15 protein-coding genes and 1 pseudogene are annotated in these 16507 nt (G+C 54.7%); 6 read left to right on the top strand and 10 right to left on the bottom strand.

All coding sequences use genetic code 11. From position 1 onward, the window contains the following. Positions 1-100: 100 nt before the first annotated feature. The 5 genes from prmA to D9980_RS17525 form a co-directional block, all read right to left on the bottom strand. Positions 101-982, bottom strand: a complete 882-nt coding sequence (gene prmA, locus D9980_RS17545; RefSeq protein WP_021180783.1) for a 50S ribosomal protein L11 methyltransferase — start codon at positions 980-982, stop codon at positions 101-103. A gap of 10 nt (positions 983-992) precedes the next feature. Beyond that, the gene (panF, locus tag D9980_RS17540) at positions 993-2438 is read right to left on the bottom strand and encodes a sodium/pantothenate symporter (RefSeq protein ID WP_024486309.1); all 1446 of its coding nucleotides are present in this window, start codon (positions 2436-2438) and stop codon (positions 993-995) included. After that, complete coding sequence (locus tag D9980_RS17535; RefSeq protein ID WP_024486310.1) at positions 2428-2670, bottom strand: YhdT family protein; 243 nt, start codon at positions 2668-2670, stop codon at positions 2428-2430. The genes panF and D9980_RS17535 overlap by 11 nt, the downstream gene beginning before the upstream one ends. 131 nt (positions 2671-2801) lie before the next feature. Next, on the bottom strand, positions 2802-3761 hold the full coding sequence (locus tag D9980_RS17530) for a sugar kinase (RefSeq protein WP_121607978.1): 960 nt from the start codon (positions 3759-3761) through the stop codon (positions 2802-2804). A 10-nt stretch (positions 3762-3771) separates the two neighbouring features. Beyond that, entirely contained in the window at positions 3772-4602 is an 831-nt protein-coding gene (locus D9980_RS17525; RefSeq protein WP_024486312.1) for a DeoR/GlpR family DNA-binding transcription regulator, read from the bottom strand. Between the two features lie 402 nt (positions 4603-5004). Here D9980_RS17525 and D9980_RS17520 point away from each other — a divergent pair, with 402 nt between their 5' ends. The 6 genes and pseudogenes from D9980_RS17520 (at position 5005) to gatZ (ending at position 11928) form a co-directional block, all read left to right on the top strand. Further along, positions 5005-5859 (top strand): tagatose bisphosphate family class II aldolase, encoded by an 855-nt coding sequence (locus D9980_RS17520; protein WP_121607977.1) that lies wholly within the window; start codon positions 5005-5007, stop codon positions 5857-5859. A 68-nt stretch (positions 5860-5927) separates the two neighbouring features. Next, positions 5928-6818 carry a substrate-binding domain-containing protein gene (locus D9980_RS17515; RefSeq protein ID WP_121607976.1) on the top strand — a complete coding sequence of 297 codons (891 nt, stop codon included), beginning with the start codon at positions 5928-5930 and terminating at the stop codon, positions 6816-6818. 222 nt (positions 6819-7040) lie between these two features. Beyond that, positions 7041-8534 carry a sugar ABC transporter ATP-binding protein gene (locus D9980_RS17510; protein WP_121607975.1) on the top strand — a complete coding sequence of 498 codons (1494 nt, stop codon included), beginning with the start codon at positions 7041-7043 and terminating at the stop codon, positions 8532-8534. After that, entirely contained in the window at positions 8534-9523 is a 990-nt protein-coding gene (locus D9980_RS17505; protein WP_121607974.1) for an ABC transporter permease, read from the top strand. The genes D9980_RS17510 and D9980_RS17505 overlap by 1 nt, the downstream gene beginning before the upstream one ends. 34 nt (positions 9524-9557) lie before the next feature. Then, positions 9558-10516 (top strand): annotated as a pseudogene (locus D9980_RS17500) (sugar kinase). Positions 10517-10602: 86 nt separating this feature from the next. Then, positions 10603-11928, top strand: a complete 1326-nt coding sequence (gatZ, locus tag D9980_RS17495; RefSeq protein ID WP_121607973.1) for a tagatose-bisphosphate aldolase subunit GatZ — start codon at positions 10603-10605, stop codon at positions 11926-11928. A 312-nt stretch (positions 11929-12240) separates the two neighbouring features. Here the strand turns inward: gatZ and accC are convergent, their stop codons facing one another. The 5 genes from accC to msrP all read right to left on the bottom strand — a co-directional run bounded on the left by accC (position 12241) and on the right by msrP (position 16438). Continuing rightward, the gene (gene accC, locus D9980_RS17490) at positions 12241-13590 is read right to left on the bottom strand and encodes an acetyl-CoA carboxylase biotin carboxylase subunit (RefSeq protein ID WP_024483779.1); all 1350 of its coding nucleotides are present in this window, start codon (positions 13588-13590) and stop codon (positions 12241-12243) included. A gap of 11 nt (positions 13591-13601) precedes the next feature. Then, a complete protein-coding gene (gene accB, locus D9980_RS17485; RefSeq protein ID WP_121607972.1) occupies positions 13602-14066 on the bottom strand; it encodes an acetyl-CoA carboxylase biotin carboxyl carrier protein in 465 nt (154 codons plus the stop codon). 32 nt (positions 14067-14098) lie between these two features. Next, on the bottom strand, positions 14099-14551 hold the full coding sequence (gene aroQ / locus D9980_RS17480) for a type II 3-dehydroquinate dehydratase (protein ID WP_024483777.1): 453 nt from the start codon (positions 14549-14551) through the stop codon (positions 14099-14101). Between the two features lie 276 nt (positions 14552-14827). Next, positions 14828-15436 carry a protein-methionine-sulfoxide reductase heme-binding subunit MsrQ gene (gene msrQ, locus D9980_RS17475; RefSeq protein ID WP_121607971.1) on the bottom strand — a complete coding sequence of 203 codons (609 nt, stop codon included), beginning with the start codon at positions 15434-15436 and terminating at the stop codon, positions 14828-14830. Then, complete coding sequence (gene msrP / locus D9980_RS17470) at positions 15437-16438, bottom strand: protein-methionine-sulfoxide reductase catalytic subunit MsrP (RefSeq protein ID WP_021180768.1); 1002 nt, start codon at positions 16436-16438, stop codon at positions 15437-15439. Between the last annotated feature and the right edge of the window lie 69 nt (positions 16439-16507).

Below are 16507 nucleotides of genomic sequence, written 5' to 3'. Positions count from 1 at the left end.
CTAGCAAGTGTCGGGATAAACTGGCGGATTCTTAGGAAAAGAAAAAACCATCGGAACTGTTTAAATTTCCGATGGTTTTTGGCAAGCGGGGAAAATGTAACTAGTTGCGTTGGCCGGTAATGCGGCACCATTCTTCGCGTTCGGCCACCGGGTCGAGGTTGAACTTATCCTGATAGGCTTCGGCTACGCTGGCGGCTTGAGTCGCCAGTACGCCTGACAGGCCCAGATAGCCGCCGGATTTTGGCAGGTCGCTGATTAACGGTGCCAGTTCACGCAGCGGGCCAGCGAGAATGTTCGCCACCACCACATCGGCCAACAGATCGGCGGGTTGGTCTTTTGGCAGATACAGCTCCAGACGCTCTGAAACACCGTTACGCTGCGCGTTATCGCGGCTGGCCTGAATGGCCTGGGGATCGATGTCGATGCCAATGGCGCGGGCGGCACCGAGTTTTAATGCGGCAATCGCCAGGATGCCGGAGCCACAGCCGAAGTCGATGACGGTTTTACCGGCCAGATCCAATCCATCCAGCCATTGCAGGCAAAGCGCGGTGGTCGGGTGTGTGCCGGTGCCAAACGCCAGGCCTGGGTCGAGCATGACGTTTACCGCGTCCGGATCGGGCACGTCACGCCAGCTTGGGCAAATCCACAGGCGCTCGCCAAAACGCATCGGGTGGAAGTTATCCATCCACTCACGTTCCCAGTCTTTATCTTCCAACTGCTCGATTTTGTGGCGGAAACCGTTGCCCAGCAACGGGTGCTGTTCCAGTATGGCGACCACTTCGGCCATATCGGTTTCGGCATCATACAGGCCGATCACATCGGTATCGCCCCACAGCAGGGTTTCGCCCGGCAGCGGTTCAAACACCGGGTTGTCGTGGGTGTCCTGAAAGGTGACCGACACTGCGCCGCTTTCAACCAACGCATCGCTCAGGTCTTCTGCCTGGCTGCCGGTGGTGTTCAGTTTTAGTTGGATCCAAGGCATAACAATTCTCTCAAGAGGGTAAGGACGACGCCAACTGGCGCTTTTCGCCGTAGACGTTACCGAGATAAAACGCCAACAGGCTGAGTAACAGCGAAGGCACAATAGGGTGCAATCCGGCCAGTTGCAGGCCGAAGCTGGCTAATAGCGTATAGCATAACGCACCGGTGACCATTGAGCTAAGGGCTCCCTGCGCGTTGGCGCGTTCCCAGTACAGGCCCAACACCAACGGCCACAGGAATACGGCCTCCAACCCGCCGAACGCCAGCAGGTTCAGCCAGATGATCATTTCTGGCGGACGCCAGGCGGCCAGTAGCACCAGTAATCCGAGGATCAGCGTAGTCAGACTGGAGAAGCGTTTGATCATCTTCTCATTGTTCATCTGCAGTGGGCGTACGCCCAGATAGAGGTCTTTGATGATGGTGGCAGAGGATTGCAGCAGCTGCGCATTGATGGTCGACATGATCGCCGCCATCGGGGCGGCCAGGAAGATCCCTGCGGCGTAAGGGGGCAGCACGGTGATCATCAACGTTGGGATCACCTGATCGGGGATCTTCAGATCCGGCAGCACCGCACGGCCCAGGGCACCAGCCAGATGCATACCAAACATCAGAATAGCCACCACGATGGTGCCGAGGATAATGCCACGGTGCACGGCTTTGCTGTCTTTATACGAGATACAGCGCACGGCGGTGTGCGGCAAGCCAATTACGCCAAAGCACACCAGGATCCAGAACGAAGCCATAAACGGCAGGCTGAGGATCTGATCGCCACCTTGCGGTGAGACCAACGCTGGATCGATCTGTTGCAGCTTATCAACCGCGCTGTGCAAGCCGCCTGCCGCGTGGATCACCGCAACCAGCAGTAATATCGTGCCTATCAGCATCACCAGCCCCTGCATAGCATCGTTCAGCACGCTGGCACGGAAGCCGCCAAACGCGGTATACAGCGCAATGCTGATACCAAATATCAGCAGGCCGGTGTCGTAAGGAATGCCCGCCGCAGTCTCGAGCAGGCGTGCGCCACCGATAAACTGGACCGTCATCGCCCCAAGGAAGGCGACCAACAGACTTAGACTGGCTAGCCACACCAGCAAACGGCTCTTATAGCGGGCGAACAGCATGTCGTTAAGGGTGATGGCATTGTAGCGCCGCGCCAGAATGGCAAACTTTTTCCCCAGCACGCCAAGTGAAAGCCACACGGCGGGCAGTTGGATCATCGCCAGCAGCACCCAGCCGAGGCCGTACTTATAGGCTGCACCAGGCCCACCAATAAACGAGCTGGCGCTGATATAGGTGGCGGTCAGCGTCATGGCCAGCACAAAGCCGCCCATCGAACGGTTACCGAGGAAATATTCACTCAGGAAGTTACCGCTTTGGCGACGGGTATAGGCATACACCGAAAGGCCAAACACCAGCAACAGATAGGCAATCAGCGGCAGAATGACCTCAGTTTGCATCGCTATCCTCCAGAGGGATATCGCGGAAGATGCCGCGTACCATCAGCCAGCACAGGCCAATAAACAGCAGCGGTACCAGCAGGCAGGCCATTTCGAACCAGTGTGGCAGCCCGGTGATCCCGGCGTTGCTGTCTGGCAGATAGGCCGCCAGCGACCAGGCCAGCAGATAAAGCAGCGTCAGGCCCAGTGCCCAGCGTGCTTCGCGGTTAGCTTGAACAAAGCGTTGTTCCATCCGTGCCTCCAAGGGGTTTACGGTTATGGATTGGCAAAGGAGGGGATTTTACGATAAGGGACGGTTTTGCCAAGCCGTTATGTTGGCAATCGGCATAAAAAACCGGCCAAAGGCTGGCCGGTTGATGGGCTTTACGCCTGTTGTGCAATAAAATGCTCGATCTGCGCCAGGCTGGATAACCCTTCCATCGGCCCCTTATGGGAAACCGCCAGGGCACCGCTGGCATTGGCGTACTGCAATGCTTTTTCTGCGCTAAAGCCGGACAGGAACAGGCTGACAAAGGTCGCGCCAAAGCAGTCGCCCGCTCCGGTCGGATCGACCATCTTGCTGCTATAGCCTGGCGTGTGTATTTCCTGCGTCTGGCCGTTCTGTTGCTGGTAATGGCTGGCCCCTTTCTGGCCCCGCTTGATCACGATATGGCTCACGCCGCTGGCCAACAGTTCCTGCACGATATCCGCTTCCTGCTGGTTTTTGCTGCTGGCAAAGTGGTGCACTTCTCCCTCGCTCGGCAGGAAGATATCGGTATATTCGAGGATGTAATCGAAGGCCTGGCTCATCTCCGGGATATTGAGCATCTCTTTGCGAATATTGGGATCGAACGACACCGTCCCCTTATTGGCCTTGACGATCTGGATCGCCCGGCGCATGGCATCGATGATGCGGAATGAGAACAGCGAAGAACCCATGATGTGGAAATGTTGGCACTGGTTCAGCAAGCCCAGATCGATATGGTCGGCGGTAAAGAAGCCGCAGGCGCTGTTGGGGATATTGAAGATAAAATCGCGTTCCAGCGGATTGCGATAGCTGACAAACGCCGTACCGGTCGGTGCCTTGTCGATCACGCTGATGCCGTCGGTGATCACGCCTTCCAGACGCAGGCGCTCGATATTCAGGCGGCCAAAATCGTCGTTGCCCACGCAGCCAAACAGCGTGGAGCCAAAGCCAAGCCGCGCCACTTGAGCGGCATAGATAGCCGGTGCCCCGCTGGGGAACGGCCCAAGAAACTCGCCTGGCTGAGTGAATCCCTGATTATAATTTTTTGAAAGGAATTCAACCAGTAACTCACCCATCGTGCAGATGCTAACTGACATAAGTGCCCCTTTATTCCCCGATCGTTTCCCGGTTGGCCCAGGTAAAACATTCGTTATTGGTGTAGCGGATGCTGAAGTCGGATTCGAATAATTGCTGCTGATAATGTTCATTCACACCACGGTTGGTCACCAGATTATCTACTTGGCTGAGGTGGCCGATAGTCCCGATCGCACTGGCCTGAATGGGCAAGTGGGTAATGATGGCGGTTTTGTTCTGCGCCTTGTCCAGGCAGCGTTGGTAATGGGACGCCAACAGCGGCTGGTCGATATTCAGGATGCCGGAGCTGTCCGTAATGCTGGCCTCAAGAATGCAGTGGTTGATGGTGAACTGTTGGATCACGCTATCCAGCGCTTTACCGCTCAGCGCGGTATGCGAGCGGATCAACTCCCCACCCGCGACGATAATCTCACCGTCCAAAAACTGATCGGCCAGGATCGCATGCTGTAGGTCGTTGACGATCAGCCGCAGCTTTTTCAGCCCGCTCAGGAACGGGATGACCTTGCGGCAGATGTCGCCGTGGCCGAGAAACAGCGTATCGCGATCGGCAATCATCCTGGCGCAGTGGCGGGCGATTTCCAACTGGTTAGCCAACGTGAGCGGGGCTACTGCGAGCCCTGGCTCGATCGGTGCCGCCAACGGCTGTGTTGGGGTTGCAATGGCTCCGCCAAAGGATCGCTTGAGGTAGCCTTGCTGTTCCAGATAGCTGAGATCGCCACGGATCGTCACGCCGGAAACCCCCAACTGGGCAGAAAGATCTTCGACCTTGATCTCCCCCTGCTGGCCGACGATTTCAGCAATTTTCAATCTGCGTTTCAGCAGGTTAGATGACTTTCTGGGCACATTCGCCCCCATCGTTAAACGGTAATAAGGGCTACTATATCCTTCATACTTTCTAATTGAAAGTAATACCCACGCAGGCTTTCGTTATTTTGAAAGTCTGCGATGGATGAGCGTGAAAGCATATATTTTTACTATTATTCATATTGTTAGATGCTATTTCCGGGTGGATGTATACCCGTGGCATGGCGATCTTAAGCGCGCAAACACCGGAACATGTCTTATGTTTCGTAATCAATATTTAGTTAAGTTACGTTTTGAAAGTTATTTGATAATATTCGATCCCTGTCACGCTTTTTTGCGCGTTTTATCTCTATATTCGGTTTCACTTAGAAAGTTTGTCCGAATAAGTTTTCATTTTGTAACCACCGACTGCGGTATCAGGTGCGGGATCGAGGAGAATCGATGTACATCATTTCAAGCAAAAACATGCTGCAGAAAGCGCAGCAGCAAGGGTACGCGGTGCCGGCATTCAACATCCACAACCTGGAAACCTTGCAGGTGGTGGTCGAAACCGCTGCACAGTATCGTTCGCCGGTGATCCTGGCGGGAACGACCGGCACTTACCGTTACGGCGGGCTGGAAAACATCATCATGATCGTCAAGGCGCTGGCGCACGAGTATCAGATCCCGCTGGCGCTGCATTTGGATCATCACGAAGATCCCGCCGATATCTACCATAAGATCAACGCCGGGATCCGTTCCGTGATGATCGACGGCTCTCACTTTCCTTTTGAAGAAAACGTGGCGCTGGTCAAACAAATCGTAGAGTACAGCCACCGCTACGACGCTAGCGTTGAAGCAGAGTTAGGCCGCCTGGGGGGCCAGGAAGACGATCTGATCGTGGAGGGGAAAGACGCTATCTACACCTCTCCAGAGGCGGCGGTGGAGTTTGTTGCCCGTACCGGGATCGATTCGCTGGCGGTGGCTATCGGTACCGCGCATGGCCTGTACCAGTCCGAACCCAAGCTGGATTTTGCCCGCCTGGAACAGATCCGCGATCGCGTTGAAGTGCCGCTGGTGTTGCACGGGGCTTCTGGCCTGAGCGATAGCGATATCCGCCGCTGTATCAGTTTAGGCATCTGTAAGGTCAACGTGGCTACCGAGCTGAAAATCGCTTTCTCGGATGCTTTGAAAGCGTATTTCCACCAGCATCCTGATGCCAATGACCCGCGCCATTATATGCAGCCAGCGAAAAGCGCCATGCAACGGGTGGTGGAAAAAGTGATTGGCGTATGTGGTTGTGAAGGTCAGCTGTAAATATTAATAACTTCCCTACAAAACAGTAAGAAAAAACAAGCGGCAATAATAAAAACTGAGGATAGATCATGCATAAATTAACGGTATTAGGCTCCGTACTGGCCATCGGTTTGGCCGTATTTTCGCAGGCAACGTTAGCCAAGGAATATAAAATTGGCGCATCGCTGCTGACGCAACAGCATCCTTTCTATATTGATCTGGCCGACGCAATGAAAGCGGAAGCCAAGAAAGACGACGTGGTGCTGAATATTTCAATTGCCAATCAGGACCTGAATAAACAACTCTCCGACGTAGAAGACTTTATTACCAAGAAGGTCGACGCCATTATTATTTCCCCGGTGGATTCCAAAGGCGTACAGGCGGCGATTATCAAAGCGGAGAAAGCCGGTATTCCGGTGATTACCGTTGATGTGGCCGCCGAGGGCGTGCCGGTGGTCACTCACGTGGCTACCGACAACTACGCCGGTGGTGTCGAAGCGGGCAAGCTGATGGGCAAACTGCTCAACGGTAAAGGTAAGGTAGCGATTATCGATTATCCGGCGCTGCAATCGGTGGTGGCACGTGTAGACGGTTTCAAGAAAGGGCTGGCCGATACGCCTGACGTGAAGATTGTGGCGATCCAAACCGGCATCACTCGGGCGGAAGCGTTAACCGTGGCGCAGAATATGATGCAGGCGCACCCAGATCTGAACGGCCTGTTTGGTTTTGGTGATGATGCCGCGCTGGCTGCGGTGATCGCCGCCAAATCCGCGCGTAACGACAATATCAAGATCATCAGTTTCGACGGGATGAAAGAGGCTCGCGACGCCGTCGATAGCGACAAGACCTTCGTGGCAGTTATCCGCCAATACCCAGACCAAATGGGAGCCAAGGCTATAGATGCTGCCGTCGACCATCTGAATGGCAAGCCAGTTGCCAAGTTGATTCCAGTTGCGCCTGGCGTTTATACCGGTAAATAACACTGCTCGTTATCCCAAGCTTCAGTGGCTAACCCTTACCCCAACCCTCTCCCAAAGGGAGAGGGAGTTGGTCGGAGTGCTTGATTGGTCCGTGCTGCTTCGGGAAGTGAGTAGTAAGAAGCAAGAGGACTGGGTATTACACAGAGAAACCAACGAACTCGATCGGTCCACTCTCCCTTTGGGAAAGGGCTGGGGTGAGAGGCCACGTGGGTGGAGGAAATAATGACGGATACGGTGCTGGCGGTAACGGAAATAGCCAAAAGTTTCGGCCATGTTAACGCATTAAAAAATGTCAGCCTGAAAATACGCAAAGGTAAAGTCCATACGCTACTGGGCGAAAATGGTGCCGGTAAATCCACGCTAATGAAAATCCTGGCAGGAATTTATCCACCGACCAAAGGGGAAATACTCCTCAAAGGGCAAAACGTCACTATTAACAACCCGCAGCATTCCAGAAAGTTGGGTATCGCGATTATTTTTCAGGAACTGAGCCTGAGCAATAACATGAGCGTAGCAGAAAATATCTACGCTAATAATGAGCCAACCCGCTTTGGTTTTATTAACGATAGCCAGATGGTGAATGATTGCCAACGCCTGCTGGCGGACTTGGCCATTCCGCTCGATCCACAGCAAATTGTCGGCACCATGTCGATGGCCCAGCGCCAACTGGTAGAGATTGCCAAGGCGCTGAGCTACCCAGCAGATGTCGTGATCATGGATGAACCAACGTCGTCGCTGAGCGATAACGAGGCCGACATCCTGTTTGGCATCATCGACAAGCTGAAACAGCGCGGCTGCGCGGTGATTTATATCTCGCACCGCATGGATGAGATCATGCGGGTATCTGATGATATCTCGGTGCTGCGCGACGGCGAGTTCATTGCTACCCATGATAAACACCAGACCGATATTCACCGGCTGATTGCCCAGATGGTTGGCCGCGAAATGACCAATATCTACCCGCCACGCATCGGCGAACCTCCTTCAGCAGAGCAAGTGCCGGTGCTGGAAGTCAGGCAATTTTCGCAGGACAAACTGTTTCACGATATCCATTTCTCACTGCGTGCAGGTGAAGTGCTGGGCTTTTTTGGGCTGGTGGGATCGGGGCGTTCAGACGTAATGAAGGCCATTTTTGGCCTGACCGGTTACCAGGGTGAAATTCTTATCGATGAGGCGGTAGTCACTATTCGCAATCCAAAGCAGGCGATAGAGCATGGCATCGCCTTCGTGACGGAAAACCGCAAGGAGGAGGGGTTGGTGCTGATGCATGACGTAAGCATGAACACCCATCACGTGGCCTTTCAGTATGCGGGCTCCAGCCTGATCAACCATAAGCATGAAGAGGCGAAAACTCAGCAGGCAATCCGGCGGATGAACATCAAGGTCAGTTCGCCGCACCAACTGGTCAGCACCCTGAGTGGGGGCAATCAGCAAAAGATTGTGCTGTCGAAATGGTTGGAAAAGGTGCCACGGATCTTAATCCTCGACGAGCCAACGCGCGGCGTGGATGTTGGTGCCAAGTTCGAGATTTATAACGTCATACGCCAGCTTGCTGCACAGGGCACCGCCATTATCTTGATCTCTTCCGAACTGCCGGAAGTGATGGCGCTCAGCGATCGGCTGGTGGTGATGCGCGCCAAGCAGATCGCCGACGTTTTTGCCACCGATGGACTCACGCAAACCCAGGTCATGACCGCAGCAACAGGAGTGAAATAATGAGCGATAAAGTGCTGGCCGCCGAGGGCCATTCGGCGTTCAACGGGCCAGGGAAACTGGCAAAAGCCGCCAAACAGTACGGCGGCATACTGGCGGGCCTGGTGGCCTTGGTGATCCTGTTCAGCGTGATCAACGACAGCTTCCTGAGCGTGAATAATATTACCAATATTATTTTGCAGGTCTCGATCATTGCCATCACCGCCTATGGCATGACGTATGTGCTGCTGCTGGGGGATATCGATCTTTCGGTGGGGTCAACCATTGCATTGGTGGGGACCTTTGCCGCGCTTGGCCTGTCGTTTGGCATCCCGTTTATTCTGGTGATCCCGCTGTCGATTATGGCCGCGCTGGTGCTGGGCCTGGTTAACGGTAGCCTGACTGCGCTGGCCGGTATCCCGTCGTTTATCGTAACCGTCGCGACGATGGGCATCTTCCGGGGCATCGCCTATATCGTCACCGACGGCACGCCGATCATGATTAAAAGCGAGGCGTTTCTGGCGCTGGGCAACGGCGAGTTTCTCTATATCCCGATCCCCATCTGGATCCTGTTGGTGTTGCTGATCGTCAACCACTTCATCCTGTCGAAAACCACCTTTGGCCGCAAAATTTATATCACCGGCGGCAATAAAGAGGCCGCGATCTATTCGGGGATTAACGTTTCCGCGCTGAAAATAAAGGTCTTTATGATCACCGCCGTGATGGCGGGCATCAGCGGCATGATCCTGGCCTCGCGCCTGTATTCCGGCCAGCCTAACGCCGCGCTGAGCTATGAGCTGGATGCTATCGCTGCCGCAGTGTTGGGCGGCACCAGCCTCAATGGCGGTTACGGCACGGTGATTGGCACCATGATCGGCGCGCTGACCATCGGGGTCATCAACAACGGTATGAATTTAATGAACGTGCCTTATTTCTATCAAATGGTGGTGAAGGGACTGGTGATCCTTATCGCGGTGTATGTCGACGTCAGAAACAAGAAGAAACGTGGCTAACGATCACAGGCAGATTTGAATAAGGAACGGGACAATGAGAAAAATTTATACCATCGGCGAGATCCTGGTTGAGATCATGGCCGATAAAGTTGGCCAATCTTTTACCCATCCAGGCTTATGGAATGGTCCTTTCCCCAGCGGTGCCCCGGCGATTTTTATCGATCAGGTGACCAAGCTGGGCGGGCAGTGCGGCATTATCAGCTGCGTGGGTAATGACGGTTTCGGCACGCTGAATATCGAGCGCTTAAAGGCTGACGGAGTAGATACGCGTGGCATCCGCGTCCTACCGCATGAGACGACCGGCAGTGCCTTCGTCACTTACCACTCCAACGGCGATCGCGATTTTATTTTCAATATCAAGAACGCAGCCTGCGGGAAATTATCGGCCGAGCATGTAAACGCTGAGCTGCTGCAAGACTGCCAGCACTTCCACATCATGGGTTCATCGCTGTTTTCCTTCCATATGGTGGACGCGGTGAAGAAGGCGGCGGGGATTGTCAAAGCGAACGGCGGCACCTTGTCTTTCGATCCGAATATCCGCAAGGAAATGCTCAATATCCCGAGATGCGTGATGCGCTGCATTACGTGCTGGAGCTGACCGATATCTATATGCCGAGCGAAGGCGAAGTCATGCTGCTGTCCTCCCAAACCACGCTGGATGAAGCGATTGCGCGCTACCTGAAGGACGGCATTAAAGAAGTGGTGGTGAAACGCGGCAGTAACGGGGCGAGCTATTATTCCGCGGATGAAACCCTGCATATCGACAGCTATGCCGTAGACGAGGTTGATCCGACCGGGGCGGGTGACTGCTTTGGCGGCGCTTACATTGCTTGCCGGTTACAGGGGCACAGCGTTTCCCAGGCGCTGCGCTATGCCAATGCCTGCGGTGCGCTCGCGGTGACCCGGCGTGGGCCAATGGAGGGGACCTCCACCTTCGCTGAAATCGACGCTTTCTTGCAGCAGCAACGGGTCGTGCCGGTCGGCGCGCTGTAAATAACATTCCAACGTCTTGAATATTCAGTTCAGGACATTGCTTTACCCTGCGACTTGAAAGGCGACGGGTAAATGAGGCCATAAGTATGAAATCTATTATCCAGCAGCATAAAAGCGGCAAGCATATTGGTATCTGTTCGGTTTGCTCGGCACATCCGATGGTGATCGAAGCCACGTTGTGTTTTGACTTGGCTAGCCAGCGTAAGGTATTGATTGAAGCCACCTCCAACCAGGTGAACCAATTTGGCGGCTACACCGGAATGAAACCGGCGGATTTCCGCGAGTTTGTGTATGCCATTGCCGCCAAGGTTGGCTTCCCGCAGTCACGGTTGATATTGGGGGGCGACCACCTTGGGCCGAACTGCTGGCAGGATGAACCCGCTGAGCAGGCGATGGAGAAAGCCGAACGCCTGATTGCCGATTACGTTCAGGCCGGGTTCAGTAAAATTCATCTGGATGCTTCCATGTCCTGCGCGGACGATCCAGTTCCTTTGCCACCAACGGTGGTGGCCGAGCGTGCGGCACGGCTATGTGCGGTGGCGGAAGCGGCAGCCACCCCAGAGCAGCGGCAGGAGCTGAGCTACGTGATAGGTACGGAAGTGCCGGTTCCAGGCGGGGAAAGCCACGCTATCGCTCAGGTACACGTCACGCGACCACAGGATGCCGCCGAGACCATCGAGACGCATCGGCAGGCATTTGCTCGCTTAGGTTTGGAGCAGGCCATGGAGCGAGTGGTGGGGCTGGTGGTTCAACCGGGAGTCGAGTTCGACCATTCCACGGTGATCCACTATCAGCCGGAGCAGGCGCGCCAGCTTTCCGCCATGATTGAATCAACGCCGTTGGTGTTTGAGGCCCACTCTACGGATTATCAAACCCCGAAAGCATTCCGCCAGTTGGTGCGCGATCACTTTGCGATCCTGAAAGTCGGCCCGGCGCTGACCTTTGCCCTGCGTGAGGCGATCTTCAGCCTGGCGCTGATCGAGAAGGAGCTGATCGCCGCAGAACAGCAGAGCCACGTGCTGGCGGTGATCGACAGCGTGATGCAGGATGAGCCCAAGTATTGGAAGAAGTATTACGATCCGCGCCATTCGAAGGCGATGATCGATTTGCACTACAGCTTGTCCGATCGGATCCGCTATTACTGGCCTGAGGCGCGCATCAGCGCGGCCATCGACAAGCTGGTGGCAAACCTGAGCGGAGTAACCATTCCGTTAGGTATGCTGAGCCAGTATTTCCCGCTGCAATTCCCGCGCCTGATGGCTGGCGAGTGTGCCGGTGACCCACATAGCCTGATTATCGACAAGATCCAGGAGGTCTTGCGGGCGTATGCCTATGGGTGCGATACCCCTCACCCCAACCCTCTCCCACAGGGAGAGGGAGCTGTTAGCCCCTGCACATTTGGCAGTAATTGAGTCATCTCAGCAAATTTTATCGCCCCCTCAGCCAAGGTGTGTCACTGAGTTTTCAGACTCACTCGATCGGTTCCATCTCCCACAGGGAGAGGGAGCTGTCCGGAGTTCTTGATTGGCCCGTGCTGCTTCGGAATCAAGGTGAGTCAGCTGGTGCTAATGATGAATCACTACACTTTCAGCTTAACTCGATCGGTCCCCTCGCCCTTTGGGAGAGGGTTAGGGTGAGGGGCAAAATCCCTCTCTCCAAATAAAAAAACACCGCAGAAGTTCTCATGCGGTGTTTTTTATTAGCCCAATATCGTTAACCGATAATCAGGTTTCCTGCAGACCCAGCTTCTTCTCCAGATAGTGGATGTTGGTGCCACCATGCTGGAAGTTTTCGTCGGTCATGATCTTCTGCTGCAGTTCAATGTTGGTTTTGATGCCATCAATGATCAGCTCAGCCAGGGCGTTCTTCATGCGGGCAATCGCCACGTCACGGTTTTCACCGTAGGTGATCAGTTTGCCAATCATGGAGTCATAGTACGGCGGCACGGTATAGCCAGCGTAGATATGAGATTCCCAACGCACGCCGAAACCACCAGGAGCGTGGAAGCGGGTGATCTTGCCTGGGCTTGGTAGGAAGGTGTTCGGGTCTTCGGCGTTGATACGGCATTCCACCGCATGGCCTTGTACCTTCACTTCGTCCTGTTTGATCGACAGCGGCTGACCGGCAGCGATACGCAACTGCTCTTTGATCAGATCCACGCCGGTGATCATTTCGGTAACCGGGTGTTCCACCTGGATACGGGTGTTCATTTCAATGAAATAGAACTCGCCGTTCTCATACAGGAACTCAAAGGTACCCGCACCGCGGTAGCCGATTTCCACACAGGCTTTTGAACAGCGTTCACCGATGTAGCGGCGCAGCTCTGGGGTGATCCCCGGTGCTGGTGCCTCTTCGACCACTTTCTGGTGGCGGCGCTGCATGGAGCAGTCACGTTCAGCCAGATAGATAGCGTTGCCCTGGCCGTCTGCCAACACCTGAATTTCGATGTGGCGTGGGTTTTCCAGGTACTTCTCCATATACACCATGTCGTTGTTGAAAGCCGCTTTGGCTTCCGCTTTGGTCATGGAGATGGATTGCTCGAGATCTTTGTCGCCGCGCACAACGCGCATGCCGCGACCGCCGCCGCCGCCGGAAGCCTTGATGATCACCGGATAACCGATGCGCTTGGCGAAGGCACGGTTTTTGTCCATGTCATCGGTCAGCGGGCCGTCGGAGCCTGGTACGCAAGGTACGCCGGCTTTTTTCATCGCGCTGATGGCAGAAACCTTGTCACCCATCAGGCGAATGGTTTCGGCGCGTGGGCCGATGAAGATAAAGCCAGAGCGCTCTACCTGCTCGGCAAAGTCGGCGTTCTCGGACAAGAAGCCATAACCCGGGTGGATCGCCACGGCGCCGGTAATTTCGGCGGCGGAGATGATGGCCGGGATGTTCAGATAGCTTTTAACTGACGGTGCAGGGCCGATACAAACGGTCTCATCCGCCAGTAGAACGTGTTTCAGATCGCGGTCGGCACTTGAGTGAACGGCAACGGTTTTGATGCCCAGTTCTTTACAAGCGCGCAGGATACGTAGCGCGATCTCGCCACGGTTGGCGATAACAATTTTATCTAGCATGGTGCGCCTCGTTATTCGATGACGACCAGTGGCTCGTCAAATTCAACCGGTTGGCCGTTTTCTACCAGGATCGCTTTAACCACACCGGATTTGTCCGCTTCAATCTGGTTCATCATTTTCATGGCTTCAACGATGCACAGAGTATCACCGGCGTTCACTTTCTGGCCCACTTCCACGAAGGCTTTCGCGTCCGGGCTTGGGGTGCGGTAGAAGGTCCCTACCATTGGTGAACGAACGATATGGCCACTCATGGCCGCTGGTGCTGCTGGGGTTTCTGCGGCAGCAGGGGCAACGGCGTTGGCCAGAGCAGGTTGCTGCTGCTGGGTTGGCATTGCGTACTGTTGCATCATTGGGTAAGCCTGCACCGGTGCGGCACGGCTGATGCGAACCGACTCTTCGCCTTCAGAGATTTCCAGTTCAGAAATGCCTGATTCTTCAACCAGTTCGATCAGTTTCTTGATTTTACGAATATCCATGAGTGTGATTCCGTACTCTTTTTGTGTAGCAATTAGTGGGTTTTTGACAAACGGCGAACCGCTGCCTGTAAAGCAAATGTGTAGCCATCCGCGCCGAGGCCACAGATCACGCCTACCGCGATATCAGACAGGTAGGAGTGATGACGGAAAGGCTCACGAGCGTACACGTTGGACAGGTGGATCTCGATAAACGGGATCTGTACTGCCAACAGTGCATCGCGCAACGCCACGCTGGTGTGCGTGAACGCGGCAGCGTTAATCAGGATAAAATCCGTATTGCCGCGTGCCTGATGAATGCGATCGATGAGCGCATGCTCGGCGTTGGACTGCAGATGACTCAGGGTGATATCTAGCGCGAGCGCCTGGTTTTCCAATCCGTTAACAATCTCTGCCAGCGTAGCGCTGCCGTACTTTTCCGGCTCACGCGTCCCCAGCAGATTGAGATTGGGGCCGTTCAGAAGCAAAATGTGAAACTTATCCGCCATTGTGCTGGTATCTCCGGCAATAAAACCATCATCGTAGAAAATAACCCGATGTCACCGATTTGTCACCTGTTACGCGCAGATTTTGCTGCAGCGACAGGTTCAAGGTCGGGCATTATAACGATATCGTGGCAATTCGCAGCTAAATACTGGTCTTATCAGCGAAGATATTCAACCCTAAATCAGCAAACACCAAGTGCCGCTATTGGATTATGAGGGGTAGAACACAGAAAAGTTCCGCGCCCCTCCAGGGGATTTTTATCGCCAATCTTGCCGGATTTAGCGCGGTTTACGCCACCATGAGCGGAATTTCTTGTAACGCAGAGCTAACAACAGCAGCGCCAGCGACGCGTAAATAAAAGGCTGCGGTGACAACGTTTTTACCGACCAAAGGTAGTGGATCGGTGCCAGGATCGCCACCAGATAGACGAAGTTATGCAGCTTCTGCCAGTTGGCCCCCAATTTACGCTGTGCCCATAGCGTTGAGGTGGCCGCCAGAGCCAACAAAATCAACCAGCAGAGGATACCTAGTGTCAGATAGGGGCGAGTTACCAGTTCGCGCCCCAGCAGGCCAATGTTGCTCAGCCCCAGTTCCAGCGTCGAGTAGCTTACCAGATGCAAGGTTCCCCAGGCAAAACACCACAAACCCAGCAGGCGTCGGCAACGGATCAGCAGCGGCTGGCGCGCGTAGCGGGCCAATGGAGTGACGAGCAGGGTGGCCAGCAGCAACTTCAGCGTCATCCTGCCGGTAAAATGCTGGATATCCTTGGCCGGATCGGCGCTGAACCAGCCCTGATCGACAGACAACACCAGCCACAGAAAGGGCAGAAATGCCGCCAGGTAGATGGCCACTTTTAGCCAGGTGACCTGCTTGGGGGTTAAGCGCACTCAGAAGTTCTCCCGTAAATCGAGGCCGCGATATAGCGAAGCCACCTGGTCGGCATAACCGTTGAATAGCAGTGTCGGCTGACGTTTCACATCCAGAATGCCGCCGGAACCGATAAAGCGTTCGGTGGCCTGCGACCAGCGCGGATGATCGACATGGGGATTCACGTTGGCGTAAAAACCATATTCGTTGGGAGCGGACAGATTCCAGGTGGTTGGCGGTTGTTCGCGGGTCAGGGTGATCTGCACGATAGACTTGATGCCTTTGAAGCCGTACTTCCATGGAGTGATCAGGCGCACCGGAGCACCGTTTTGCGGTGGCAGCATCTTGCCATACACGCCCACGGTCAACAGAGCCAGTGGATGCATGGCTTCATCAAGGCGCAAACCTTCGACATAGGGATACTTGAGGCCACCGCCAATAAAGCGATCTTTCTGGCCGGGCATCTGTTCTGGATCGTATAGCGTTTGAAAAGCCACGTAGCGCGCGTTGCTATTGGGCTCGGCCAGCTTAAGCAGTTTGCCCAGTTCAAAGCCGATCCACGGCACCACCATCGACCAGGCTTCGACGCAGCGCATGCGATAAATGCGTTGCTCCAGCGGGAATCGCTTGAGTAAATCGTCGATATCCAGCGTGATGGGCTTGCCGACTTCACCGTCGATTTTCACCTTCCAGTCCGTCGTTTTCAGTGAGCCTGCGTTGGCCGCGGGATCGGCCTTATCCAGGCCAAACTCGTAGAAATTATTGTACCCCATGACTTTTTCTTCCGGCGTCAGCTCCAGCTTGGCTTGCCAGGCTTCTGGCTTGCTGAAGTCTAGCGGTTTGCCTGCTGGAGCCGGGGGCCGATCGTTACCTTTGAACCAGGAAAGCAAGTCGGCCTGTGCCTGGATGGGCAAAGCCAGCGAGGCTGCCGTGATCCCTAGCGCCTGGAGCACCTTGCGCCGCTGATAGAACACGCTTTCCGGCGTGACATCGGCTTCGGTCAGTTTTCGCTGTTGTTTCATTTTTTTTCTCCGCAAGTGATGGTGTAAGCATGGCGTGAAAGCCAACTTTCTGCGAGAGGGGGGATGTAA

This window comes from Serratia sp. 3ACOL1 (assembly GCF_003668775.1).
Lineage (GTDB): Bacteria > Pseudomonadota > Gammaproteobacteria > Enterobacterales > Enterobacteriaceae > Chania > Chania fonticola.
Note: the sequence above shows the minus strand (reverse complement) of the source record. Positions and strands in the feature narration are given on the sequence as shown.

Bases quoted from the DNA above. Each gene is read 5' to 3' on its own strand.
- prmA (WP_021180783.1), bottom strand. From the start codon at position 982: ATGCCTTGGATCCAACTAAAACTGAACACCACCGGCAGCCAGGCAGAA.
- panF (WP_024486309.1), bottom strand. From the start codon at position 2,438: ATGCAAACTGAGGTCATTCTGCCGCTGATTGCCTATCTGTTGCTGGTG.
- D9980_RS17535 (WP_024486310.1), bottom strand. From the start codon at position 2,670: ATGGAACAACGCTTTGTTCAAGCTAACCGCGAAGCACGCTGGGCACTG.
- D9980_RS17530 (WP_121607978.1), bottom strand. From the start codon at position 3,761: ATGTCAGTTAGCATCTGCACGATGGGTGAGTTACTGGTTGAATTCCTT.
- D9980_RS17520 (WP_121607977.1), top strand. From the start codon at position 5,005: ATGTACATCATTTCAAGCAAAAACATGCTGCAGAAAGCGCAGCAGCAA.
- D9980_RS17515 (WP_121607976.1), top strand. From the start codon at position 5,928: ATGCATAAATTAACGGTATTAGGCTCCGTACTGGCCATCGGTTTGGCC.
- D9980_RS17510 (WP_121607975.1), top strand. From the start codon at position 7,041: ATGACGGATACGGTGCTGGCGGTAACGGAAATAGCCAAAAGTTTCGGC.
- D9980_RS17505 (WP_121607974.1), top strand. From the start codon at position 8,534: ATGAGCGATAAAGTGCTGGCCGCCGAGGGCCATTCGGCGTTCAACGGG.
- gatZ (WP_121607973.1), top strand. From the start codon at position 10,603: ATGAAATCTATTATCCAGCAGCATAAAAGCGGCAAGCATATTGGTATC.
- accC (WP_024483779.1), bottom strand. From the start codon at position 13,590: ATGCTAGATAAAATTGTTATCGCCAACCGTGGCGAGATCGCGCTACGT.
- accB (WP_121607972.1), bottom strand. From the start codon at position 14,066: ATGGATATTCGTAAAATCAAGAAACTGATCGAACTGGTTGAAGAATCA.
- aroQ (WP_024483777.1), bottom strand. From the start codon at position 14,551: ATGGCGGATAAGTTTCACATTTTGCTTCTGAACGGCCCCAATCTCAAT.
- msrP (WP_021180768.1), bottom strand. From the start codon at position 16,438: ATGAAACAACAGCGAAAACTGACCGAAGCCGATGTCACGCCGGAAAGC.